Origin of the sequence: Nesterenkonia ebinurensis, assembly GCF_008711175.1 — a bacterium.
Lineage (GTDB): Bacteria > Actinomycetota > Actinomycetes > Actinomycetales > Micrococcaceae > Nesterenkonia > Nesterenkonia ebinurensis.
This window is the reverse complement of sequence record NZ_VWNF01000005.1, coordinates 52,520-74,101: the sequence shown is the minus strand read 5'-3', so window position 1 is coordinate 74,101 and position 21,582 is coordinate 52,520. Positions and strand designations below refer to the sequence as shown.

The 21,582-nt window shown below is 64.8% G+C and carries 19 protein-coding genes; 11 read left to right on the top strand and 8 right to left on the bottom strand.

What is annotated here, in order from left to right; genetic code table 11:
- Positions 1-5: 5 nt before the first annotated feature.
- The 6 genes from recN to F0311_RS02555 all read left to right on the top strand — a co-directional run bounded on the left by recN (position 6) and on the right by F0311_RS02555 (position 7,114).
- Positions 6-1,841 (top strand): DNA repair protein RecN, encoded by a 1,836-nt coding sequence (gene recN / locus F0311_RS02580; protein WP_150460398.1) that lies wholly within the window; start codon positions 6-8, stop codon positions 1,839-1,841.
- The gene (locus tag F0311_RS02575; protein WP_150460397.1) at positions 1,838-3,532 is read left to right on the top strand and encodes a CTP synthase; all 1,695 of its coding nucleotides are present in this window, start codon (positions 1,838-1,840) and stop codon (positions 3,530-3,532) included. The genes recN and F0311_RS02575 overlap by 4 nt, the downstream gene beginning before the upstream one ends.
- Before the next feature lies 1 nt (position 3,533).
- Complete coding sequence (xerD, locus tag F0311_RS02570; protein WP_150460396.1) at positions 3,534-4,502, top strand: site-specific tyrosine recombinase XerD; 969 nt, start codon at positions 3,534-3,536, stop codon at positions 4,500-4,502.
- A gap of 32 nt (positions 4,503-4,534) precedes the next feature.
- Complete coding sequence (locus F0311_RS02565; protein WP_150460395.1) at positions 4,535-5,161, top strand: trimeric intracellular cation channel family protein; 627 nt, start codon at positions 4,535-4,537, stop codon at positions 5,159-5,161.
- A gap of 127 nt (positions 5,162-5,288) precedes the next feature.
- On the top strand, positions 5,289-6,800 hold the full coding sequence (locus tag F0311_RS02560) for a TIGR01777 family oxidoreductase (protein ID WP_150460394.1): 1,512 nt from the start codon (positions 5,289-5,291) through the stop codon (positions 6,798-6,800).
- 59 nt (positions 6,801-6,859) lie between these two features.
- Positions 6,860-7,114 carry a PspC domain-containing protein gene (locus F0311_RS02555; protein WP_150460393.1) on the top strand — a complete coding sequence of 85 codons (255 nt, stop codon included), beginning with the start codon at positions 6,860-6,862 and terminating at the stop codon, positions 7,112-7,114.
- Positions 7,115-7,139: 25 nt separating this feature from the next.
- On the opposite strand, the gene F0311_RS02550 is transcribed toward F0311_RS02555, so the two are convergent.
- Entirely contained in the window at positions 7,140-8,297 is a 1,158-nt protein-coding gene (locus tag F0311_RS02550; RefSeq protein WP_150460392.1) for a citrate/2-methylcitrate synthase, read from the bottom strand.
- A gap of 109 nt (positions 8,298-8,406) precedes the next feature.
- On the opposite strand from F0311_RS02550, the gene F0311_RS02545 reads away from it, so the two are divergent.
- Entirely contained in the window at positions 8,407-9,597 is a 1,191-nt protein-coding gene (locus tag F0311_RS02545; protein WP_150460391.1) for a citrate synthase, read from the top strand.
- Positions 9,598-9,734: 137 nt separating this feature from the next.
- Here the strand turns inward: F0311_RS02545 and F0311_RS02540 are convergent, their stop codons facing one another.
- Positions 9,735-10,178 carry a MarR family winged helix-turn-helix transcriptional regulator gene (locus F0311_RS02540; protein WP_191089697.1) on the bottom strand — a complete coding sequence of 148 codons (444 nt, stop codon included), beginning with the start codon at positions 10,176-10,178 and terminating at the stop codon, positions 9,735-9,737.
- A 54-nt stretch (positions 10,179-10,232) separates the two neighbouring features.
- Here F0311_RS02540 and F0311_RS02535 point away from each other — a divergent pair, with 54 nt between their 5' ends.
- Positions 10,233-10,607: a VOC family protein gene (locus F0311_RS02535; RefSeq protein ID WP_150460389.1), complete on the top strand. Its 375-nt coding sequence runs from the start codon at positions 10,233-10,235 to the stop codon at positions 10,605-10,607.
- A 44-nt stretch (positions 10,608-10,651) separates the two neighbouring features.
- Here F0311_RS02535 and F0311_RS02530 read toward each other — a convergent pair whose 3' ends face one another.
- The 5 genes from F0311_RS02530 to F0311_RS02510 all read right to left on the bottom strand — a co-directional run bounded on the left by F0311_RS02530 (position 10,652) and on the right by F0311_RS02510 (position 15,702).
- Positions 10,652-11,794, bottom strand: coding sequence for a bifunctional 2-methylcitrate synthase/citrate synthase (locus F0311_RS02530; RefSeq protein ID WP_150460388.1), 1,143 nt, complete (start codon positions 11,792-11,794; stop codon positions 10,652-10,654).
- A 31-nt stretch (positions 11,795-11,825) separates the two neighbouring features.
- The gene (prpB, locus tag F0311_RS02525) at positions 11,826-12,737 is read right to left on the bottom strand and encodes a methylisocitrate lyase (RefSeq protein ID WP_150460387.1); all 912 of its coding nucleotides are present in this window, start codon (positions 12,735-12,737) and stop codon (positions 11,826-11,828) included.
- A gap of 2 nt (positions 12,738-12,739) precedes the next feature.
- Positions 12,740-14,257 (bottom strand): MmgE/PrpD family protein, encoded by a 1,518-nt coding sequence (locus tag F0311_RS02520; RefSeq protein ID WP_150460386.1) that lies wholly within the window; start codon positions 14,255-14,257, stop codon positions 12,740-12,742.
- Between the two features lie 14 nt (positions 14,258-14,271).
- Positions 14,272-14,919, bottom strand: a complete 648-nt coding sequence (locus F0311_RS02515; RefSeq protein WP_150460385.1) for a GntR family transcriptional regulator — start codon at positions 14,917-14,919, stop codon at positions 14,272-14,274.
- A gap of 108 nt (positions 14,920-15,027) precedes the next feature.
- Positions 15,028-15,702 carry a GntR family transcriptional regulator gene (locus F0311_RS02510; RefSeq protein ID WP_150460384.1) on the bottom strand — a complete coding sequence of 225 codons (675 nt, stop codon included), beginning with the start codon at positions 15,700-15,702 and terminating at the stop codon, positions 15,028-15,030.
- A 213-nt stretch (positions 15,703-15,915) separates the two neighbouring features.
- Here F0311_RS02510 and F0311_RS02505 point away from each other — a divergent pair, with 213 nt between their 5' ends.
- Complete coding sequence (locus tag F0311_RS02505) at positions 15,916-17,298, top strand: CitMHS family transporter (protein WP_150460383.1); 1,383 nt, start codon at positions 15,916-15,918, stop codon at positions 17,296-17,298.
- A gap of 67 nt (positions 17,299-17,365) precedes the next feature.
- Here F0311_RS02505 and F0311_RS02500 read toward each other — a convergent pair whose 3' ends face one another.
- Positions 17,366-19,285, bottom strand: coding sequence for an acetate--CoA ligase (locus F0311_RS02500; RefSeq protein ID WP_150460382.1), 1,920 nt, complete (start codon positions 19,283-19,285; stop codon positions 17,366-17,368).
- Positions 19,286-19,448: 163 nt separating this feature from the next.
- Between F0311_RS02500 and F0311_RS02495 the strand changes: the two genes are divergently transcribed.
- Together F0311_RS02495 and F0311_RS02490 are read left to right on the top strand one after the other, a co-directional pair.
- The gene (locus F0311_RS02495; RefSeq protein WP_150460381.1) at positions 19,449-20,717 is read left to right on the top strand and encodes an MFS transporter; all 1,269 of its coding nucleotides are present in this window, start codon (positions 19,449-19,451) and stop codon (positions 20,715-20,717) included.
- 24 nt (positions 20,718-20,741) lie between these two features.
- Complete coding sequence (locus F0311_RS02490; RefSeq protein ID WP_150460380.1) at positions 20,742-21,542, top strand: methyltransferase domain-containing protein; 801 nt, start codon at positions 20,742-20,744, stop codon at positions 21,540-21,542.
- Positions 21,543-21,582 lie beyond the last annotated feature (40 nt).

Below are 21,582 nucleotides of genomic sequence, written 5' to 3'. Positions count from 1 at the left end.
CGTAGATGATTGAGCATCTGAGCATCAGTGGTCTTGGAGTCATCGAGCGTGCTGAGCTGGAGCTGGCCCCCGGACTCAATGTGGTGACTGGGGAGACCGGAGCAGGAAAAACCATGGTGGTCACCGCCTTCGGCCTGCTGTTGGGTGCCCGTGCTGAATCCTCCAGTTTGCGCTCCGGGGCTGATAAGGCGGCGGTGGATGCTGAGATCGCTGTGCCTGCCGGTCACCCAGCGTTGGCCCGAGCCGCAGAGGCCGCGGTGTTGGATGAGGATGATGACGATGCCGAACCCGGTGCCGAACCGCTGCTGCTGCTGGGGCGTGCGATCAGCGCCAGAGGCCGCAGCCGCGCCAGTGTGGCAGGCAGGGCCGTACCAGTCAGCGTGCTCGGGCAGGTGGGCGCAGAATTGGTCACCGTGCACGGTCAGTCCGACCAATTGAGGCTGAAATCAGCGGCAGCCCAGCGGTCAGCCCTGGACGCATACGCCGGAGCGGAGTTTGCCCAGCTGTTGGCCGACTATCAGCAGAAGTTCACCTCCTACCAGCAGCAGAAGACCGAGCTGGAGGAGATCACTGCCAATGAGCTGGAGCGCCGCCGCGAGGCCGAGCACCTGCAGCAGGCACTGGAAGCCATCGATGCGGTAGAGCCGACCCCTGGGGAAGATGAGCAGCTCAAGGCAGAATCAGTCAAGCTGGACAACGTGGAGAGCCTGCGTGAGGCAGCCCGCACCGCCCAGGTTGTGCTCTCCGGGGGAGACGCCGCTGAGGTGCTGGAGACCGGACCCAACGCCGCCCAGCTGTTGGAGGCCGCCCAGTCAGCACTGACTCCAGTGACCGACCAGGACCAAGAACTGGAGCAGATTGCCCAGCAGCTGGCCGAGGTCTCCACCCTGCTCTCCGACGCCGCCGCCCAACTGGGCGCCTACGCGGCCGGACTGGACGAAACCGGACCCGAGCGGCTGGCCCAGATCCACGCCCGCCGCGCTGCGATCGACAAGCTGCTGCGCCTCTACGGGCCCGAGATCACCGATGTGCTCACCTGGGCTCAGCAGTCCCGGGCACGGTTGAGCACACTGCAGTCAGACACTGACCGGATCGAGGAGCTCACCAACGTGGTGCAACAGCTGGAGAACCAGCTGCAGGCCCAGGCTGAGAAGCTGACCCAGCTCCGCCGGGTAGCAGGGCAGAGGCTGGCTGAGGCAGCCCAGGAAGAACTGGCCGCCCTGGCCATGCCGCAGGCCCGCCTGGTGGTTCAGGTGCAGGCTGCCCCGGAGCTGGGCCGCTACGGTGCCGACACTGTCGGATTGCTGCTGTCCCCGCATTCCGGAGCAGCCCCGATGCCGTTGGGCAAAGGCACCTCTGGTGGTGAGCTCTCCCGGGTGATGCTGGCCCTGGAGGTAGTGCTGGCCGAACAGCAGCAGGCCGGGACCTTCATCTTCGACGAGGTCGACGCCGGGGTAGGCGGCAAGGCCGCCGTGCAGATCGGTCGCCGGCTCGCCGCATTGGCCAAACACACCCAGGTCATCGTGGTTACCCACCTGCCCCAGGTGGCCGCCTACGCAGACCACCACATCCGGGTCCATAAGCACGACGATGCGCAGACTTCAGTGACCGCTTCTGACGTGCGTGTCCTGGACCAGCAAGAGCGGGTGGGAGAGCTGGCCCGGATGCTGGCCGGCCAGGAGGACTCCGAATCAGCGAGGGCACACGCAGCCGAGCTTCTGGAAGCTGCCCGGCAGACGGCGCCGCCTCGCTCACGCTCCCCAATCGCCGCGGAAGATTCCGCAGACGGACCTTCGCTCGGCTCGACCGGGCCTGGTGATCAGATAACCCGTACCGAGTGATAGGCTGGAACTCCGTGGCGCAGCGCATTAACTCCAGGAATCAGAACGGCCCGGACATCACCCGGCAGATCTTCGTGACCGGGGGTGTGGTCTCCTCCCTCGGCAAGGGTCTGACCGCCTCGTCGCTGGGACATCTGCTGCGGGGTCGCGGACTCAACGTGGTCATGCAGAAGCTGGACCCCTATCTCAACGTGGACCCCGGCACCATGAACCCCTTCCAGCACGGTGAGGTGTTCGTCACCGAGGACGGGGCAGAGACTGACCTGGACATCGGGCACTACGAACGGTTCCTGGACGAGAACCTCGACGGGCTCAACAATGTCACCACCGGGCAGATCTACTCCACAGTGATCGAGAAAGAGCGCCGCGGCGACTATCTTGGCGATACCGTCCAGGTGATTCCCCATATCACCGATGAGATCAAACGCCGGATGCGGCTGCCTGCCGAGGGAGCCGAGAGCGAAGCTCCCGATGTGATCATCACCGAGATCGGCGGCACCGTGGGTGACATCGAGTCCCAGCCCTTCCTTGAGGCCGCCCGGCAGCTGCGTCAGGACGTGGGACGGGGGAACGTCTTCTTCCTGCACGTCTCCCTGGTGCCCTATATCGGGCCCAGCCAGGAGCTGAAGACCAAACCCACCCAGCACTCCGTGGCCGCCCTGCGATCACTGGGCATCCAGCCAGACGGGATCGTGCTGCGCAGCGACCGGGAGCTACCTGCAGATATCCGCGGCAAGATCTCCCGGATGTGCGACGTGGATGCCGATGCGGTGATCAACTGCGCAGATGCTCCCTCCATCTACGACATCCCCAAGATCCTGCATAAGCAGGCCATCGACGCCTATGTGGTCCAGGCCCTGGACCTGAAGTTCAAGGACGTGGACTGGAGCAAGTGGAACCAGCTGCTCAACGTGGTCCACAACCCTGACGATGAGGTGGAGGTGGCCCTGGTCGGCAAGTACATCGATCTGCCCGATGCCTACCTCTCTGTCAGCGAGGCCCTGCGTGCCGGGGGTTTCGCGCACAACGCGCGCACCAAGATCCGCTGGGTGCCATCAGACCTCTGCGCCGACCCCGAGGGCGCAGCAAAGTCATTGGCCGGAGTCGATGCCATCTGTGTGCCGGGCGGCTTCGGTGTGCGCGGGCTCGACGGCAAGATCGGAGCCCTGCGCTACGCCCGCGAAAACGGACTGCCCGCACTCGGCCTCTGTCTCGGCCTGCAGACCATGGTCATGGAATATGCCCGCAACGTGCTGGGCATGACACAGGCCAACTCCACTGAATTCGACCCGGAGACCAAATTCCCAGTGATCGCCACTATGGCTGAGCAGAAGTCCATTGTGGAGGGCGTCGGGGATCTGGGCGGCACCATGCGCCTGGGCGCCTATGACGCCAAGCTTGCCGAGGGCAGCGTGGTGGCCGAAGCCTACCGCACCACTGAGGTCTCGGAACGGCACCGGCACCGCTACGAAGTCAACAACGAGTACCGCGACCAGCTGGCTGAGGCCGGCCTGGTGTTCTCCGGGACCAGCCCGGACGGATTATTGGTGGAGTTCGTGGAGCTGCCCAAGGACGTGCACCCCTACTACGTCTCCACCCAGGCTCACCCCGAGCTGAAGTCCCGGCCCACCAACCCGCACCCGCTCTTCGCCGGGCTGATCGGCGCAGGGCTGGCCCGCAGCCGTAGCTGACGTGGACTTTCGGGAGGCGGCTGAGGCCAGCCCGCTCTGGCCTGAGATCGCTGACTATCTGGCCCATCTGCGCATCGAGCGCGGCTCCTCGGCCAACACCCTGGCCTCCTATGAACGGGATCTCATCCGTTATGCTGCCCATCTGCGCCAAGCGGGGCTGCAGGCCTCTGACCAGATTGACCCGGGGCATATTGCTGACTACCTACAGACGGTCACCACCGGTGCTGACGGGGGCACTGCGCTGGCGGAGCGATCTACAGCCCGGATGCTCGCCGCAGTGCGTGGGGCACACAAATACTGGGCCCAGGAGGGCCGCACCGGCTACGACGCCGCCGCAGAAGTCACAGCTCCTGCGCTCACCCAGTCACTGCCCAAGGCACTCAGCGTCGACGAGGTCACCCGACTCATTGAGACCCCCAGCCCCTCCCGGCTGCTGGGTCTGCGGGACCGAGCGCTCCTGGAGTTCCTCTACGCCACCGGTGCCCGGATCACGGAGGCTGTCTCCCTGGATGTGGACGATGTGCACTCGATCCACAGCTCAGGGGAACGGGGCCTGGTACTGGTCCGGGTGACGGGCAAAGGAAATAAGCAGCGGATGGTGCCGCTGGGGCGGATGGCGCAGAAGGCCCTCGGCGACTACCTGACCTCCGGCCGGCCGGCCCTGGCGGAGCGGACCGGCCGGCGCGCCTCAGCTGCGCTGTTCCTGAACAAACTCGGCGGCAGGCTGTCCCGGCAGTCGGCATGGGAGGCGCTGAAGAAGACTGCTGAGGCTGCCGGGATCACCGCTGAGGTCTCCCCGCACACCCTGCGGCACAGCTGTGCCACCCACATGCTCGAAGGCGGTGCGGATATCCGCACCGTCCAGGAGCTGCTCGGACACGCCTCTGTCACGACCACCCAGATCTACACCAAGGTCACCGCCGAATCCCTGCGCAGTCAGTACGTCACAGCCCATCCGCGCGCGCTGTGAACTGCCGATATTCGAAGAAAGGCTCTTGAACAGTGGATGTCCTCCTGCTGCCCCTGGAACTTCTGGGCATCTTCGCATTCGCGGTCTCCGGTGCGCTGCTGGCCGCCCAGAAACGGTTCGATCTGATCGGCTCACTGCTGCTGGCCAGCCTGGCCGGATTCGGCGGGGGAGTAGCCCGCGACCTGCTGATCGCCCAGGGCCCGCCGCTGGCACTGGTGAACCCGCTGGTGCTCGTTCCGGTGCTACTGGCGGTCATCCTGGTGGCGGTGCGGCTTCTGCATGAGAACAGACTGCGCCGCACACTCCTGGTCTTCGACGCGATGGGACTGTCCTTGTTCTGCCTGATCGGAGCAGTCATCGCCTATGAGGCCGGACTGAACCCGGTGGCCTGCGTGCTGCTGGGATTGACCACCGGGGTCGGTGGAGGGACACTGCGCGATGTGGTCGCCAATGAGACCCCGCAACTGTTCAACCCCCATGGTGTCTATGCGATCCCGGCGATGCTCGGCGCCGGAGTCACCGTGCTCACTCTGGAACTCGGTGTGTTCAGCGTCTGGAGCGGCATCGCCATCTCCGTGCTGGTCTTCACCCTGAGGATGCTCTCGCTGCGCTTTGGCTGGCGCATCCCACTGGCAGGCAGGCAGACCGAGACAGGATAGCGCCGGGAAAACTATGCCGGGGCCATGACCCAACGCCTCCGGTCCTTCGCCGAGAACCTTGGCCTGCTCTGAGCGCGTACAGGCTGAACTGGTAGCTTCACCAGTAACCGCTTAGTCAGGAGTCGCCATGCCGACCTTTGAGTATCAGACCCGCCTCCCTTTCTCCCGCGAAGATGTCTTTGCCTGGTATTCGCGGCCCGGTGCGCTGACCCGGCTGCATCCGCCCTTCGCCGGACGAGTGCTCAGCGAACCGTCCCGAGGCTTGGAGACCGGATCGGAGTCGGTACTGGGCATCAACCTGCCGGGTCTGCTGGGCACGGCTGTGACTGCCGCTGCTGATATGGTCAGCACCGCCACATCGCTGCCGTTGCGCTCCTGGATGCGTTGGCAGGCCCGCCACACCGATTTCGAACCCGGCCGCGGTTTCAGCGATGAGATGGTCTCCGGTCCGGCCTCACAATGGCGGCATGAGCACAGGTTCGACGACGACGGCGCCGGTACGATCATCAAGGAGACAGTCGAGTACCAGCTGCCGTTGACAGACCGGCTGCCCCGGGCGGTCGCATCGGCTGTGGAGTCTCGTATGGAGGCTGAGCTTCGGCGGATCTTCGACTTCAGACAACGCCAGACCACCCAAGACCTGGCCTTTCACCAGAGCCATGGAATGCTCGCTTCGCAGGAGGGGGAGAATCCTGGTCAGAGTGTACGTGTGGCCGCGGTCAGTGGCTCAGGGGGACTCATCGGCCGCCAGGTCTGCGCACTGCTGAGCGGAGCAGGGGTGCAGGTGCGCCCTATGGTGCGGCGGACCCCTGATTCTTCTCAGGCAGCGGGCGGGGAGATTCTCTGGGACCCGGAGGCCGGCACCTTGGATCCGGCGGATCTGGAAGAGGTTGATGTGGTGATCCACCTGGCTGGTCATCCGCTGGCCGGACGTTTCACCACAGCGCATAAGGAGAAGGTGAGGTCCTCCCGGGTAGCCGGCACCGAGCTGATTGCGAAGGCTCTAGCGGATGCGGAGACCCGGGACCCGCGCGGTCGGGCGCTGATCAACGGATCGGCGGTCGGCTTCTACGGGGCGACCCCTGAGCAGCGCAGCCACTCGATGGAACTGCTGACCGAGGACCTGCCTGCGGGGACGGATTTCCTGGCCGAGGTGTGTCGGGCCTGGGAACAGGCCACCGAGTCGGCGCACGAGGCCGGGGTGCGGGTGGTCATGATCCGCACCGGGATCGTCCAGAGCCCGGCCGGGGGAGTGCTGCAGCAGATGCTCCCGCTGTTCGCCGCCGGGCTCGGAGGCCCGCTAGGTGATGATCAGTGGCAGAGTTGGATCAGCATCGATGACATCGCCTCCCTCTTCGTGCACACAGCGCTCAGCCCCTCGGTGGAAGGCCCGGTCAACGGTGTCGGACCCGAGCCGGCCAGTGCGCAGGCCTATGCGCGGGTGCTCGCCGATGTTCTGCGCCGTCCGGCGGCACTTCCGGTGCCTTCCCTCGGACCGAAGCTGCTGCTCGGCGAGCAGGGCGCCAGGGAGCTGGCCTTGGCGGATCAGCGGGCCAGTGCTGAGAAGGCACTGGGTACCGGCTTCGGGTTCAGACACCCGAGTCTCGAGGCCGCCCTGCGCCATGTACTGGGCCGCTGACAACCCTGAGCGCCAACCCCGTCTTGTCATAGCTATGGGATCGGCGTAGTGTCCATGCCATGAACAGCTTCTTCGACGCTATTCGTCGCATCGGCTTTCGCCGTGGACCGCAGCGGCTTCTTGGCGGCATAGCGGGTGGAATTGCCGAAGGACTGGGTATCAACGTGTGGCTGGCCCGGCTGTTGGTCCTGCTGTCCTTCCTGCTTCCGGTGGTGGGCGTGGGTCTCTACGTGCTGGTATGGATACTGACCCCGTGGCAGGATGGAAGCATCCCGCTGGAGCGTGCGCTGAGCAGCGGTACTGAGCGTCCTTGAGCTAGGGTTGCGGGGTAGGCCGAAGCTATGTACCGGGTTGGATATCTGGTCCGGTGAACCGTGCGGAGGGCCGGATGATCTTGGAGTCACGGGCTTGTTCCAGGATATGGGCGGTCCATCCCACCACCCGGCCCACGGCAAAGGTCGCGGTGAACATCTCCCGCGGAATTCCGCAGCGCTCCATGAGGACCGATGCGTAGAACTCGAGATTGGTGTGCAGGGCCCGGCCGGGCTTGAGTTCGGCCAGCACACGTTCGGCGGTCTGCTCAAACTCCAGAGCCCGCTCAACCCTAGGACCTCCCAGGTCGGTGACGACCTGCTTGAGCATCTGCGATCGCGGATCAACCGTCCGGTACACCGGGTGGCCGAAGCCCATGAGCCGCCGCCCAGCGGAGATCTCTGCTCGCAGCCATCCTTCGACATCGCCGTGGGTGTTTTCGACCTCATCCAGTGTGTCCAGAGCTCGGGCCGGCGCCCCACCGTGGAGTGGGCCGGTAAGAGAGCCCAGCGCTCCGGTCAGGCAGGAAGCAACATCGGCACCGGTTGAGGCGATCACCCGGGCGGTGAAGGTCGAGGCATTGAACCCGTGTTCCATCGCCGCTACCAGGTATGCGCTCAGAGCGCGCTGGCAGGCAGCCTCCGGTGCCGTGCCGGTGACCTGTTGCAGGTATCGTGCCACCAGACCGGTCACAGCGGCCGGCGCCTCGGCGCTTTCCCCTCCAGAGAGCCGGTGGAACGAGGCAAGCAGATCTGGGGTCAGCGCGACGAGAACGCCGGCATTTTGCATACGCTCTGCCTCATCAAGGTCGTACAGCGGCTGCATGCCCAGGGGTTGCGAAACCAGCGGCAGCGCAGTCTTCAATCCCGTCATAGCATCGACCTGGCCCGTGCCCGAGGCCGAGATGATCGCCCTGGTGATCTCAGTGACCAGTCCTGCGTACTTGAGCTGAGTGTCGGCAGCGAACTCGGCTAACGCGTCGTCCCCGGAGAGCTTTCCGTGGACCAGCAGCTGCCAGGCCTGCTCGAACGTCGCGGACTGGGCGAGGCCGATTGCCGACTGGTCGCGGTACTGGTAATAGCCCTCATGTCCGCGGACCTGACTGATGGCAGTGTTCGTCACTGCAACGTTGGTCAAACCCCGGGGAACATCGATCAAGGTGTCATCCATCCGGTCAGCGCTCATAGCAGGCTCCGTCTCCTCGGTGTGCTGGGTGGTCGATTCATGGTCTAATCATGACGATGAATAGATCAATGTTGATTGGATCAATGTGCGCTCTCCTGATGAGCCTCGGATGCTGACCTCAGACGAGGCCGCCGGCCGCCTCGGCATCAAGGTCGAGACGCTCTACGCCTATGTTTCACGTGGGCAGCTGGCCCGTGTGCGCACACCGGAAGGTTCCCGGTTCAATCCGCTCGATGTGGAGGAGCTGGCCCTCAGGCGGACCCCTAGGTCAGTGGTCCGTCGCGGATCGGTGGTAGCCAGGCCGCTGATGGTGCTCGACACCGATCTGGCGGTGGTCGAAGACGACGAGCTGTATTTCCGGGGCCAGTCCGCACGGGAGCTGGCGCTGACCAGCACTGTGGAACGGGTTGCCGCCTGGATCTGGTGTGCGGACTGGGAGGCGCCTTTGACTCCACCGCCGCAGCAGGACCTCGCCCGGGCTGCGGTTCTCCTGGAGGCTTTGCCGGCGGGTGCCAGCCGTATTGACCAGCTCAGCGCATCGGCCATTGGCTTGGGCATCACCGACCCCTGGAGGGAAGGTGCCTCTGCGGAGGCACTGCATCGGGCTGGCGCCCGGTTCCTGCTCGGCGTGCCGCACCTGCTGGGCGGGGATGCCTCGCGGGAAGCGCTGACCGTCGCCGATGCACTGTGGCTAGCACTGTCACCGCACTCACCGCAGACACAGCACGTCCGTGCTCTCAACGCCGCCCTCATCCTCACCATCGACCATGACTTGGCCATTTCGACCCTGTCCGGACGCATCGCCGCATCCGGGCGCGCCTCAGGCTACTCGGTGCTCGCCAGCGCACTGGGATCATTCGCCTCCCCGCTGCACGGAAACACCAGTGTGTCAGCTGCTGCGTTGCTGCGCTCAGTGCTGGAAGGGCAGGCACCGGAGCATGCTCTCGGTGAGGCGATCAGCACCTCGGCCGCCCGGCTTCCCGGGTTCGGTCACTTCCTCTATGCAGCCGGTGACTGCCGCGCACGCACCTTGCTGGAGCTCCTCCCTGACCTGCCTCGTGGCCCGGAGGTCTCGGCCGTTGTGCAGGCTCTGGCGGAGACAGTGAGCCAACGCAGCACACTCAAGCCGAACCTCGACTTAGCGCTGGCTGCGATCACCGTTGCCGCAGACATGCAGGACAGCGACGGACCGCTGCTCTTCGGGCTGGGCCGCTCAGTGGGCTGGATCGCCCACGCCATTTCTGAATACGCCGAGAAGCCGCTGAGATTACGTCCTCAAGGACGCTATACCGGGCCATGAGAGCTGCCACCACCAGTGATCTAATCCCCCCAGTGGGATATCAGGTGCGGGGGCCTCAGCTCATTCACGAGCAGTGGGAGCATAGGCGCCTGCGCGGTCTGCGCCAGAGGTTGTGCTGGACAGTTCTCCGCCTGGACTCAACCGTGCTTTTCGCGGATGATCCGGGCAAGCTCACGCAGTGCTGGAGCAGCAGCGCAGAGCGCCCTCCGGTCGGCTGAGGGAAGCAGCTCCATCGCCTCATTGATGGTCTCCAGACGCCGGCGGGCGGCGCTGTGCATGAGGTCGCTGCCCGCCGGCGTCGCGGAGATGGTCACCATCCGGGCGTTGTCCTTATGCGCGGTTCGGGTTGCCAGGCCGAGGTCCACCAGGGCGGTCACAATCCGGGTCATGGTGGGTCCGGCCACCCCCTCTGTGCGGGCTAGGGCGGTCAGCGTGCTGGGGCCTCCGAACACGAGGGCGGAGAGAGCCGAAAGACGAGCCGGGGTCAGGCCGCTGCTCGCATCAACGGGACGCAGGCCGCGCAGCAGGTGGATAGCGCCGGAGTTCAGCAGCCCGGCCGTGGTCAGATCTGTTGGAGGCACAGCAATATGTTAGCATAGCTATGAACAGCAAGTAAAGCTATATATGGAGGTGTGATGAGAGTGCATCAGGTCGCTCAGAAGGCGACAGATATGGAAGTTTCGGTGGCTTTCTATACTGAGCTGCTGGGCCGTGGACCCAGTGCGCAGTTCCCTGAGCCCCCTATGACCTTCTTCGATGTCGAGGGGCTGAGGCTCATGCTCGATCCCAAGGCCACCAGTGCAATCGTCTATTTCAGTGTTGACGATGTTCAAGCGGTGATAGACCGGATGCGTCCTCGCGCACAGGTGCTGGTGGAGCCCCGGCCTCTGTTCACACATCAGGACGGTGCACTGGGACCGGCCGGCCATGTGGAGATTCAAGGGGAGATCGCTGACCCGGAGGGCAATGTCGTGGGCCTCATCGGCTGGAAAGAAGCAGGCCCTGCCTGATACGGCAGGGCCTGCGAGGAACATGTGTGCCTCAACGGGTGGGCCTATCTCTCCAAGAGCCGCTCATCAGGTCCGTTGTAGGCGCTCAGCGGGCGGATCAGGGAGTTGGCGGCCCGCTGCTCCAGGATGTGGGCGGTCCAGCCGGTGATCCGAGAGGCGATGAACAGCGGGGTGAACAGCTCGGTGTCGAAGCCCATCAGGTGATAGGTGGGCCCTGCTGGGTAGTCCAGGTTGGGCTTGATCCCCTTAGCCTCATCCATCGCCTGCTCCAGGCCGTCGTAGAGGCCTAGGATCTCACCGCGGCCGTAGTGCTCGATCATCGCATCCAGGGCCGCCTTCATAGTCGGCACCCGGGAGTCGCCCTTCTTGTAGACCCGGTGGCCGAAGCCCATCACCTTCTTCTTCTGCGCCAGAGCCTCCTCCATCCAGGTCTTGGCCCGGGCGGCGGCCTCCTCGCGGGTCTCCTCCTTGCGGATGCCGATCTCCTCGAAGGTGTGCATCACCGCCTCGTTCGCCCCGCCGTGCAGCGGCCCCTTCAGCGCGCCGATCGCTGCGGTGATCGCTGAGTGCAGGTCGGCCAGAGTGGAGGTGACCACCCGGGCGGTGAAGGTGGAGGCGTTGAAGGAATGCTCAGCGTAGAGCACCATCGAGACCCGGAAAGCATCGACCACTTCCGGGGCAGCCTCCTCGCCGAAGGTCATCCAGAGGAAGTTCTGCGAGTAGTCCAGGTCCTCCCGGGGCTCGACCACCTGCTGGCCGCGGCGTCGTCGCTGGTCATAGGCCACCACAGCGGGAAAGGCGGCGAAGAGCTTCTTGGACTTGGTCAGCTCAGTCTCCGGGTCCGACTCCTCAGAGGTCGGATCATTGGCACCGAGCACCGAGACCGCCGTGCGGCCCACATCCATCGGGTGGCAGTCGGTGGGCAGCAGGTCGATGGAGGCCTTGACCTTGGGGTCTAAGGCCCGGTTGGCCCGCTCGAAGGTCATGAACTCCGCCAGCTCGGATTCGCTGGGCAGCTCACCGGTCCACAACAGCAGGGCGACCTCCTCGAAGCTGAGCTTGGCAGCCAGCTGCTGGACGGGGTAGCCGCGGTAGAGCAGCGAGTTGGTCTCCGGGTTGACCTTGGAGATGGCGGTGTAGTCGGCCACCACTCCGGCGAGCCCCTTATAGACGGTCTCTTCAGACATCATCGTCTCCTTGTCAGTCTGGTTCAGCACATCAGTTGTTGAATTGTCCGGGTACGTCGAAGTCGAAGATCCCGGCATCGAAGCTGCTGTAGGCCTCATAGTCCACCAGTTCGTAGAGCCGGGCCCGTGTCATCATGGACTCTACCGCCGGCCCCTGGGTGCCCTCGGCCACCAGGGTGTCCAGCGTCCGCTCGATCGCCCCCATGGCTGAGCGCAGCGAGGTCACCGGGTAGATGATCAGCGCCACGCCCACGCTGGCCAGCTGCTCGCGGGTGAACAGCTCTGATTTGCCGAACTCAGTCATATTCGCCAGCACCGGAACATCCACCGCCTGGCAGACGGCCTCGAATTCGGAGAGGTCCTTCATCGCCTCAGGGAAGATCGCATCAGCCCCGGCAGCTACCAGGGCCTTGGCCCGGTCGATGGCGGCCTCCAGGCCCTCGGCGGCCCGCAGGTCGGTGCGCGCCATGATCAGGAAGTTCTCATCCCGGCGGGCCTCAGCGGCAGCCTTGATCCGCTTGGTGGCGGTCTCGGTGTCCACAGTGGCCTTACCGTCCAGGTGCCCGCAGCGTTTGGGGTTGATCTGATCCTCAATATGGCAGCCGGCCAGCCCCGCGTTCTCCAGCTCATGGATGGTGCGGGCCACGTTCATCGGCTCACCGAATCCGGTGTCGGCATCCACAATGGTAGGCAGATCGCTCAGCCGGGCAATCTGCCCGGCACGCTGTGCCACCTCGGTCAGGGTGGTCAGCCCGATATCCGGCAGCCCCAGCTCATTGGCCAGCACCGCCCCGGAGACATAGAGCCCATCGAAGCCCTTCTCCTGGATCAGTGGCGCCGACAGAGGAGTAAAGGTACCCGGGAACTGGCGTGCCGCCCCGGGGGTGAGGATCTCGCGCAGCTTTCTGCGCTTAGCCTCCGGCGTGGTCTTGGCGTACAGCATCTTTAGAACAGTCCCTTCGGTGAGGCAGAAATATCGACGACGCCGCCGGCGGCCTGAACATTGAGGCCCACCAGCTCTTCGGCACTGAGCTCGGGCAGTCGCTGGACGGTCTCCAGGAACCGGTCGGCCTCGGCGTCGTCGACAATGTCCTCGGCCAGGACGCGGAACTTGTTGATGTACTGCTCGCGGGCAAACGGCCGGGCGCCCAGCGGGTGAGCATCGGCCACGGCGATCTCATCGGTGATCACGCTGTCGTCGTTGAGAGTGATCACCACCGAGCCGCCGAAGGCCTTCTCCGAGATGTCCAGCGAGTGGTAGCGGCGGGTCCATTCCGGGTCCTCCTCAGTGGTGACCTTGTGCCACAGCTCCACTGTGTCGGGGCGGGCGGCGCGTTCGGGAGCGTAGGAGTCCACATGGTGCCAGCTGCCGTCCTGCAGGGCCACGGTGAAGATATAGGGGATGGAGTGATCCAGGGTCTCCCGGGAGGCGGTGGGGTCATATTTCTGCGGGTCGTTGGCCCCGGAGCCGATCACATAGTGGGTGTGATGGCTGGTGCGGATCAGCACCGACTTCACGTTCGCCGGGTCGGTGACCTCCGGGTGCTCCTTGTGCAGCTTGCGGGCCAGGTCGATCCAGGCCTGAGCCTGATATTCGGCGGAGTGCTCCTTGGTGTAGGTGTCCAGGATGGCGCGCTTAGGCTCCCCGTCAGCGGGCAGCGGAACGGTGTACTCGGCATCCGGGCCGTCCAGGATCCAGGCGATGACACCGTCCTCACCCTCATAGATCGGCACCGGAGAGGTCTGCCCGCGCATTGCACGATCCACGGCCTCCACCGCCATCTTGCCGGCGAAAGCAGGGGCGTGGGCCTTCCAGGTGGAGATTTCGCCCTTGCGGGACTGACGGGTGGCGGTGGTGGTGTGCAGGGCTTGACCTACGGCCTGGAAGATGGTCTCGGCATCCAGGCCCAGCAGGGTGCCGATGCCGGCTGCGGCGGAGGGTCCCAGGTGGGCGACATGGTCGATCTTGTGCTTGTGCAGGCAGATTGCCTTGACCAGGTCCACCTGGATCTCGTAGCCGGTGGCGATTCCGCGGATCAGATCGGCACCTGAGCGCCCGGTGTGCTCGGCCACAGCCAGGATGGCCGGGATGTTGTCGCCGGGGTGGGAGTAGTCGGCGGCCAGGAAGGTGTCGTGGTAGTCCAGCTCGCGCACGGCCACCCCGTTGGCCCAGGCAGCCCATTCGGGAGAGGACTTCTGGCCGATGCCGAACACGGAGCCTCCGCTGCCGCCGGCGGAGACCGGGTTGGCCAGGGCCTGAGCCCGAGCCGAGACGATGGGCGCCCGGTTCAGGGAGGCCACTGCCACTGAGGCGTTGTCGATGATCCGGTTGATCACCATCTCGGTGACCTCGCCCTCCACAGCCACCGGGTCCACGGCGACCTTGGCGATCTTATAGGCCAGCTGGTCCTGGCGGGCCAGGTTCGCGGAGCTGGGGTGGACCCCTACGGTGTGCTCGATCATGGGATGGTGTCCTCTCAGGTTGCTGGTTCAGGTTCGGAAAGCTGGTGCTTCTGCTGGGAGATGTAGCCCAGGCTGCGGCGCAGGTGCAGCCTGGCGGCGGCCTCTGCCATCTGGGGATCCCCGGAGGCGATCCCTAAGCAGATGTCACGGTGCTCCGCGGCAGACTTGGCCAGCCGCTCGGGCTGGTCCTTGGCCAGGCGACGCACCCGGCTCAGATGCACCCGCAGATTGCTCAGCATGGTGCTGAGGTAGGGATTGTCCACCGCAGAGTCGATCTCCTGGTCCATCCGAGCGGCCAGGCGGTAGTGACTCTCGGCGTCTGGGGTGAGCTGGGCGGCGTCGAACTCCTCTGCCAGTCCGGTGAAGACCTCAGCCTGGCCGCGCTGAGCAGCCAGGCTGGCGGCTTGGGACTCCAAAGGGATGCGGACCTCGAAGAGGCGGTCCACATCTTCTAGGGAGATGTCACTGACCACGGTGCCCCGGCGCGGGTGCTGCACGGCAAGGCCGGCGGCCACCAGCCGGGAGAAGGCTTCCCGGACCGGAGTGCGGGAGACCCCCAGCCGCTGGGACTGTTCCACCTCACCCAGCGCAGTCCCTGGGGCCAGACTGCCTTCCAGGATCTCGTCCTGCAGCGCAGTGTATGCCGCGTCACTTGCTCGCATACCTCTAGTGTATACACCAATGTGGAATGTAGGCACATTTGCTGCAAAATATGGACCGATCACGCAGCTATGTGTATACACAGCAGCAATCTCAGTCAGAGCAGAATGCTAGGGAGCGGGAGTGGGCTCCTGGGCCTCAAGGTGGGCTTTGACCTCCTGATAGGCCGACATCACATGCTGGCGGATAGCCTGCTCGGCGGCTTCCGGATCGTGGGAGGCGATGGCATCCACAATCTGGCGGTGCTCTGCGAAGGCCTCTTCGCGGCGGCTGGCGTTCTGGTTGCTGAGAATCCGGTAGCGGTGCAGGTGTCCGCGGATCTGGCGGAGCATCTCATCACTGCGATGGATGCCTGCGGCCCGGAAGATCACATCGTGCAGAAGCGCGCCCAGCCGGTGTGTTTCGGACTCCCGGTCCAGCAGGCGCTCCATCTGCTCAAGCAGATCTGCCATCTCTGCCAGGTCTTCGGCGGAAGCATGCTGTGCGGCTTCACGTGCGCTCACCGCCTCCAGTGCGGAGCGGATGAGATAGAGCTCGCGGAGGTCCTCCAAATCCAGCGGGGTGACGTAGGTGCCTCCCGTGGGACTCTGCTCCACCAGGTTCTCACTGAGCAGTCTGCTCAGAGCCTCCCGCACGGGTGTGCGGCTGACCTTCATCTGCTGGGCAAGTGCAGTCTCCCGGAGCCGGTGCCCGGGCGGAAGCTCCAGTGAGATGATCTGCGCCCGTAGGGTGGAGTACACATAGTCAGCCCCGGAGTAGCGGCGAGCACCCGGTGCAGGAGTCATGAGTTTAAGGACTTTCTGTGATCAGTTCCCCCTGTGGCAGGAGCTGCTGTGACCTTTGACACCCTGAGTGTACTGGGATATAAAGTACCGAGTCTATTTGCATGCATGTAGACAGAACGGATCCTCGCACGACTTAGAAAGCCCCACCTCAACCAGCAGGTCCACAGGTGTGCCTGCGGGCGGGGCCGAGGAACAGGAAGAGAGTACCTCGAGATGCTAACCACCGTAGGGCTGCTGACGATTATTGCGGTTGTCGCCTTGCTGATCTCCAACCGGGTATCGCCCTTGGTCATCCTGACACTGGTCCCGCTCACCGCGGCACTGCTGGTCGGCTATGACTTCGATGAGATCACTGAATTCTTCGAGTCAGGAATCGGCTCGGTGATGAGTGTTGCGATCATGTTCGTGTTCGCGATCCTCTACTTCGGCATCATGCGTGATGTCGGTCTGTTCGAACCATTGGTGAAGTTCATCGTGAGAATTTCCCGAGGGAACGTGATCGCTGTGGCTGTCGGTACTGTGTGCCTGGGCGCTGTGGCGCACCTGGACGGCTCCGGCGCCACCACGCTGCTGGTCACCATTCCGCCGCTGCTGCCGGTGTATAAGCGCCTGGGCATGAGCCCATATCTGCTGCTGACCCTTGCGGTCACCAGTGTGGGCGTGATGAACCTGCTGCCCTGGGCCGGGCCCATTGGCCGTGCAGGAGCTGTCACCGGAATTGATCCCACTGAGCTCTACCGTCCCTTGATCCCGGTGCAGATTGCAGGCCTGCTGCTGCTTATCGCCATGGCTGTGGTGATGGGTATGCGTGAGAAGCGCCGGATCGCCAAGCGCCAAGAGGCCAAGGAACTCGCCACCGTGGGCGGCGGCGACTCCGCAGCCGAGGGGTCTGAGGCCGCAGACAGCACCGCGGCTGCTGGGGCCGTCGACGAGGACGAGGAGAGCCCCGAGGAGGAACAGCGCCGCCTGGAGCTGATGCGCCCCAAGCTCATCTGGGTCAACGCCGCACTGACCGCGGCGATCATCTCAATTTTGATGCTGGGCTGGCTGCCCACTCCTTATGTGTTCATGGTGGGCGTCTGCCTGGCGCTGCTGATCAACTACCGCAAGATGCAGGATCAGCTGGACCGCATTAAGGACCACGCGGCCAATGCGCTCTCCATGGCAGTGATCATCCTGGCAGCAGGATCCTTCCTCGGCATCCTCGGTGAGAGCGGAATGCTCGAATCCATCGCTGAGGACATCATCCAGGTGGCTCCCGAACCGATGCTGCAGAACCTGCACATCGTGCTGGGCATCATTGCCCTTCCTCTGGACTTCGTGCTCAGCACCGATGCCTTCTGGTTCGCGTTCTTCCCCGTGGTGGAACAGGTGACGGCTTCGGTGGGCATCTCCACCACCACCGCGGTCTACTCCGCTGGTATCGGAAATATCGTCGGTGCGCTGATCAGTCCCTTCGCTCCGGCGCTCTGGCTGGGCCTGGGCCTGGCCCGTCTGGAGATCGGCAAGTTCATCCGCTACGCATTCCTGTGGATGTGGGGTTACAGCCTGCTGCTGTTCCTGGCCGCCATTCTGCTGGGCGTGGTGGAGGTCTGAGCCTCCAACTGACCTGACTGCCGGCCCCGGGTCGCTGATTCCCAGTGGGCCGGGGCTGGCAGCCTTTTCAGGCGCCGGAGCCCCGCAGCACCGGCAGGAGGTCCTCTATGACGCTGGCGTCCTCGATGGTGGAGGGCACCGTGTAGTCCTTGCCGTCGGCGATCTGGCGCATGGTCTTGCGCAGAATCTTGCCCGAACGGGTCTTGGGCAGGGCATCAACCACCGCCACCTCTTTGAAGTCGGCCACCGGGCCGATGCTCGCCCGCACATGAGCCACCAGTTCCTTACGCAGCTGCTCCTGGCTGATCTCCGCCCCGGACTTCAGCACCAGGAAACCGGCCGGCCGCTGGCCCTTGAGCTCATCAGCCAGGCCAATCACCGCGCATTCAGCCACTGCCGGGTGCTCGGCCACCGCAGCCTCGATCTCCCCGGTGGAGAGCCGGTGCCCGGAGACGTTGATGACATCATCGGTGCGGCCCATCACATAGATATAGCCGTCCTCATCGATGTACCCGGAGTCCCCGGTGGTGTAGTAGCCCTCGAAGGCCGAGAGATAGCCCTCCACATAGCGCTGGTCATCACCCCACAGCGAGTACAGGGTGCCCGGGGGCAGAGGGAGCCTGATGGCGATATTGCCCTCCTGGCCAGCCGGAAGCGGCTCACCCAGCGGGTCCAGCACCGCCACGTCATAGCCGACCATCGGCAGCGTAGCCGAGCCCACCTTGACCGGCAGCTGCTCGATGCCCACCGGATTGGCCGCAATCGGCCAGCCGGTCTCGGTCTGCCACCAGTTGTCGATCACCGGTACATCCAGCACTTCGCCGATCCAGCGCTGGGTCTCTGGATCCAGCCGCTCCCCAGCGCTGAACAGGTAGTTCAGGCTGGAGATGTCATAGTCGGTGACCTTAGAAGCGGTTGGATCCGCCTTGCGGATGGCCCGCAGTGCGGTGGGTGCGGTGAACAGCGTGTTGATCCTGTGCTCCTCCACCATGCGCCAGAAGGCCCCGGCATCCGGGGTGCCCACCGGTTTGCCCTCATAGAGCACGCTGGTGGCTCCGGCCAGCAGCGGGGCGTAGACGATATAGGAATGCCCCACCACCCACCCGACATCGGAGGCACACAGAATCACCTGTCCCGGCCCGATGTTGAAGATCGAGGGCATGGTCCAGTTCAGCGCTGCCGCAGTGCCACCATGGTCGCGCACCACCCCTTTGGGCTTGCCGGTGGTGCCGGAGGTGTAGAGCACATAGAGCGGATGGGTGGCGGCCACACTCACCGGTGGCGCAGGCTCAGCCTGCCCCACCAAGGCATCCCAATCATGCCAACTGGCTTCAGTCGCCCCCGCCACCTGCTCCACAGTTGCCGCAAAGCCGTCCCGGTCAACCACGACGACGTCGCGCACCTTATGCTGTGCCAGCTGAAGGGCTTCTGCCACCTTGGGCAGGTATTCCACCCGGCGGGCCGGCTCAATCCCCCCGGTTGCGGTGATCACCGTGTCGGGAGCGGCGTCGTCGATCCTTGAGGCGATCTCCTTGGCGGCGAACCCGCCGAAGACTACCGAATGCACTGCGCCGAGTCGGGCACAGGCCAGCATGGCGATCACCGCCTGGGGGATCATCGGCAGATAGAGCAGCACCCGGTCGCCGGCGGAGACGCCCAGTGCGCTCAGCGCTCCGGCAGCTGCGGCCACCTCTTCGCGCAGTTCGGCGTAGGTGTAGCTGCGGGATTTGTCCGTGACCGCGGAGTCGTAGATCAGCGCGGTGCGCTCCCCGTTGCCGGCGGCCACATGCCGGTCCAGGGCGTTATGGGTGATGTTCAGCCTGCCGTCGGGGAACCACCGGTAGAGCGGGGCATTGGAGCCGTCCACTGCCTGAGTGGGCGGCACATCCCACTCGAGCTGGGCGGCGGTCTGCAGCCAGAAGCTCTGTGGGTCAGTGATAGATTGGGCGTGCGTCTCGCGATAGTTGCCAAAAGCAACAGGTGGCATAATCAGACTCCTTTGTCCGGGTGTGCTTCTCACAGGATAAACCGAGAAGCGCCTCAGAGCGTGATCACAGTTGACATCACGGCCTGGGGTCACGCGGGCTGCTTAATGTATACAAGAATTCATAAATGTTGAGTGAGGGCGCTCGGCAGAACCAAGGAGGAGAATGGGCGGCAGTCTCAGCGGCACCCCAGGCAACAGATCACAGCGCTGGCTCTGGATCCTGGTCATGGCTGCAGTGCTCAACCAGGTCACTGTCCATCTGGTCCGCCCCACCACCACCTATAAGCTCATCGAGCTCGGTGCTGACAGTTTCATGGTGGGTGCGGTGACTGCCGGCTACGCAGTGCTTCCTCTCATCCTGGCCCTGTATCTGGGCGGGCTCGCCCAGCGGCTGCCCTCACTCAAACCCCTGCTGGTAGGCGGAGCGGTGCTGACCACCCTGGGCGCAGCCGCCGTCTCCTGGGCAGAGAGCTTCGCCACCATCCTGGCGGCCTCCGCCCTGATGGGGATGGGCCAGCTGATCTTCACCATCGGTGGCCAGTCGGCGGTGGCCCGATTCGCCAGCAACTCCCAGCTGGACATGAGCTTCGGGTGGTTCACCGCGGGCTTCGCCGCCGGCCAGATGATCGGACCCCTGCTGGGTGGGATCCTGCTCAGCGGCGGTCCGGTAGGAGCTCCCGCAGACCCGCAGCTGGGACTCTCGATGCCTGATATCAACCAGGCCCTCTGGGTGGGCACCGCCATCTCAGTGCCGGCGATTCTGCTGCTGCAGTTCTCCGGGAAGCGGTACAGGCGGCAGACCCAGCTGCAGAAGTCACAGGCTGGCAGCCAAGACCAACCACAGGACACCAGCAGGGCCTCCGCAGCAGAGATTCTGAAGCGCCCTGGGATTCTCTCGCACCTGGTGGCCTCGATGGCCCTGGTGGCCACTATGGATGTGCTGACCGCATTCCTGCCCCTGGTGGCCAATGAGGCCGGCGTCTCGCCCTTCTGGGTGGGGCTCCTGCTGGCGCTGCGAGCCGGCATGACCATCCTTTCGCGGACCATGCTCTCCTTCCTGCGGCGGCACTTCTCACGGGAGGTTCTGGTGCTGGCCTCACTGCTGGTCACCGGCGCTGCGCTTTTCGTCCCGCCCCTGGCACTGCACCATCTGTGGCTGGCCTTCCTCACCCTGGGGGTGGCCGGCTTCTTCGCCGGCCTCGGTCAGCCGCTGACCATGAGCCTGGTCACCCAGTCAGTCCCCGACCATTGGCGTTCCTCAGCGCTGGCGGTGCGGCTGACCGGCAACCGGCTCGGCGTGGTGGTCATCCCGCTGGCAGCCGGGGCGGTGGCAGCACCGATCGGTCCGGCCGGGGCCATCTGGTTCACCTGCCTGCTGCTGGGCGCCTCAGGCACTGAGAAGGCCCTGCAGGCAGTGCGCGGCCGCGGCTGATCCGGATTAGGGGATAATTCGGCTATGAAAGACCAGCGCACCGGGTGGAATCCCCAGGTCTACCTCACCTTCAGCTCCGAGCGACTCCAGCCCCTGGTGGACCTGGTAGCCCGGGTTCGGCACCCGCAGGCCCAGTGGATCGTGGATCTCGGCTGCGGGGCCGGTAACGGGGTGCCGGTGCTGCGCACCGCCTGGCCGCAGGCGCAGATCCTGGGTATCGACTCCAGCGCAGAGATGCTGGAACGTGCTGGGCAGAGTCTGAATGATGCGCGGGTCTCATTCCTCCAAGCAGATATCCGTACCATGGCCGCCGAAGGCCTGCCGGAAGGCCAGCAGCCGGATGTGCTGGTCTCTAATGCCGCCCTGCAGTGGCTGCCCGATCACCGGGAGCTGCTGCCGGGACTGATGAACCTGATAGCAGCTGGAGGAGTCCTCGCCGTCCAAGTCCCTGGGAACTTTTCCAACCCCAGCCACCGGCTGCTCTACGAGTTCGCGGGCGCCGAGCCCTACGCCCAGTACGTGGACTTCTCCCAGCTGCTGAAGCCCACCGCGGACCCGCAGGACTATATGTACGACATCGCCCAGCCCGGCTGGGAGGTGGAGGCCTGGGAGACCACCTACTACCACACTCTGCAGGGGGAGGACCCGGTCTTCACCTGGATCTCCGCCACCGGAGCCCAGCCCGTGCTCGAGCAGCTCCCCGAGGGGGTACGCGAACGGTTCGTGGCAGAGTACAAGGCAGCGCTTCGGGACGCCTACCCGGCGTCGTCGTTGGGCACGGTACTGCCGTTCCGGCGCATCTTCTTCATCGCCCGGCGTTCATAAGTGGAAGGTTTGCGGTTGCCCGCCACACCACACGGGGTAA

What these genes read in the sequence shown, in the direction of transcription:
- F0311_RS02515 (WP_150460385.1), bottom strand. Translation starts at nt 14,919, where the DNA reads ATGCGAGCAAGTGACGCGGCATACACTGCGCTGCAGGACGAGATCCTG.
- F0311_RS02495 (WP_150460381.1), top strand. Translation starts at nt 19,449, where the DNA reads ATGGGCGGCAGTCTCAGCGGCACCCCAGGCAACAGATCACAGCGCTGG.
- F0311_RS02550 (WP_150460392.1), bottom strand. Translation starts at nt 8,297, where the DNA reads ATGAGCGCTGACCGGATGGATGACACCTTGATCGATGTTCCCCGGGGT.
- F0311_RS02510 (WP_150460384.1), bottom strand. Translation starts at nt 15,702, where the DNA reads ATGACTCCTGCACCGGGTGCTCGCCGCTACTCCGGGGCTGACTATGTG.
- recN (WP_150460398.1), top strand. Translation starts at nt 6, where the DNA reads ATGATTGAGCATCTGAGCATCAGTGGTCTTGGAGTCATCGAGCGTGCT.
- F0311_RS02520 (WP_150460386.1), bottom strand. Translation starts at nt 14,257, where the DNA reads ATGATCGAGCACACCGTAGGGGTCCACCCCAGCTCCGCGAACCTGGCC.
- F0311_RS02555 (WP_150460393.1), top strand. Translation starts at nt 6,860, where the DNA reads ATGAACAGCTTCTTCGACGCTATTCGTCGCATCGGCTTTCGCCGTGGA.
- F0311_RS02505 (WP_150460383.1), top strand. Translation starts at nt 15,916, where the DNA reads ATGCTAACCACCGTAGGGCTGCTGACGATTATTGCGGTTGTCGCCTTG.
- F0311_RS02535 (WP_150460389.1), top strand. Translation starts at nt 10,233, where the DNA reads ATGAGAGTGCATCAGGTCGCTCAGAAGGCGACAGATATGGAAGTTTCG.
- F0311_RS02530 (WP_150460388.1), bottom strand. Translation starts at nt 11,794, where the DNA reads ATGTCTGAAGAGACCGTCTATAAGGGGCTCGCCGGAGTGGTGGCCGAC.
- F0311_RS02560 (WP_150460394.1), top strand. Translation starts at nt 5,289, where the DNA reads ATGCCGACCTTTGAGTATCAGACCCGCCTCCCTTTCTCCCGCGAAGAT.
- F0311_RS02490 (WP_150460380.1), top strand. Translation starts at nt 20,742, where the DNA reads ATGAAAGACCAGCGCACCGGGTGGAATCCCCAGGTCTACCTCACCTTC.
- F0311_RS02545 (WP_150460391.1), top strand. Translation starts at nt 8,407, where the DNA reads ATGCTGACCTCAGACGAGGCCGCCGGCCGCCTCGGCATCAAGGTCGAG.
- F0311_RS02500 (WP_150460382.1), bottom strand. Translation starts at nt 19,285, where the DNA reads ATGCCACCTGTTGCTTTTGGCAACTATCGCGAGACGCACGCCCAATCT.
- prpB (WP_150460387.1), bottom strand. Translation starts at nt 12,737, where the DNA reads ATGCTGTACGCCAAGACCACGCCGGAGGCTAAGCGCAGAAAGCTGCGC.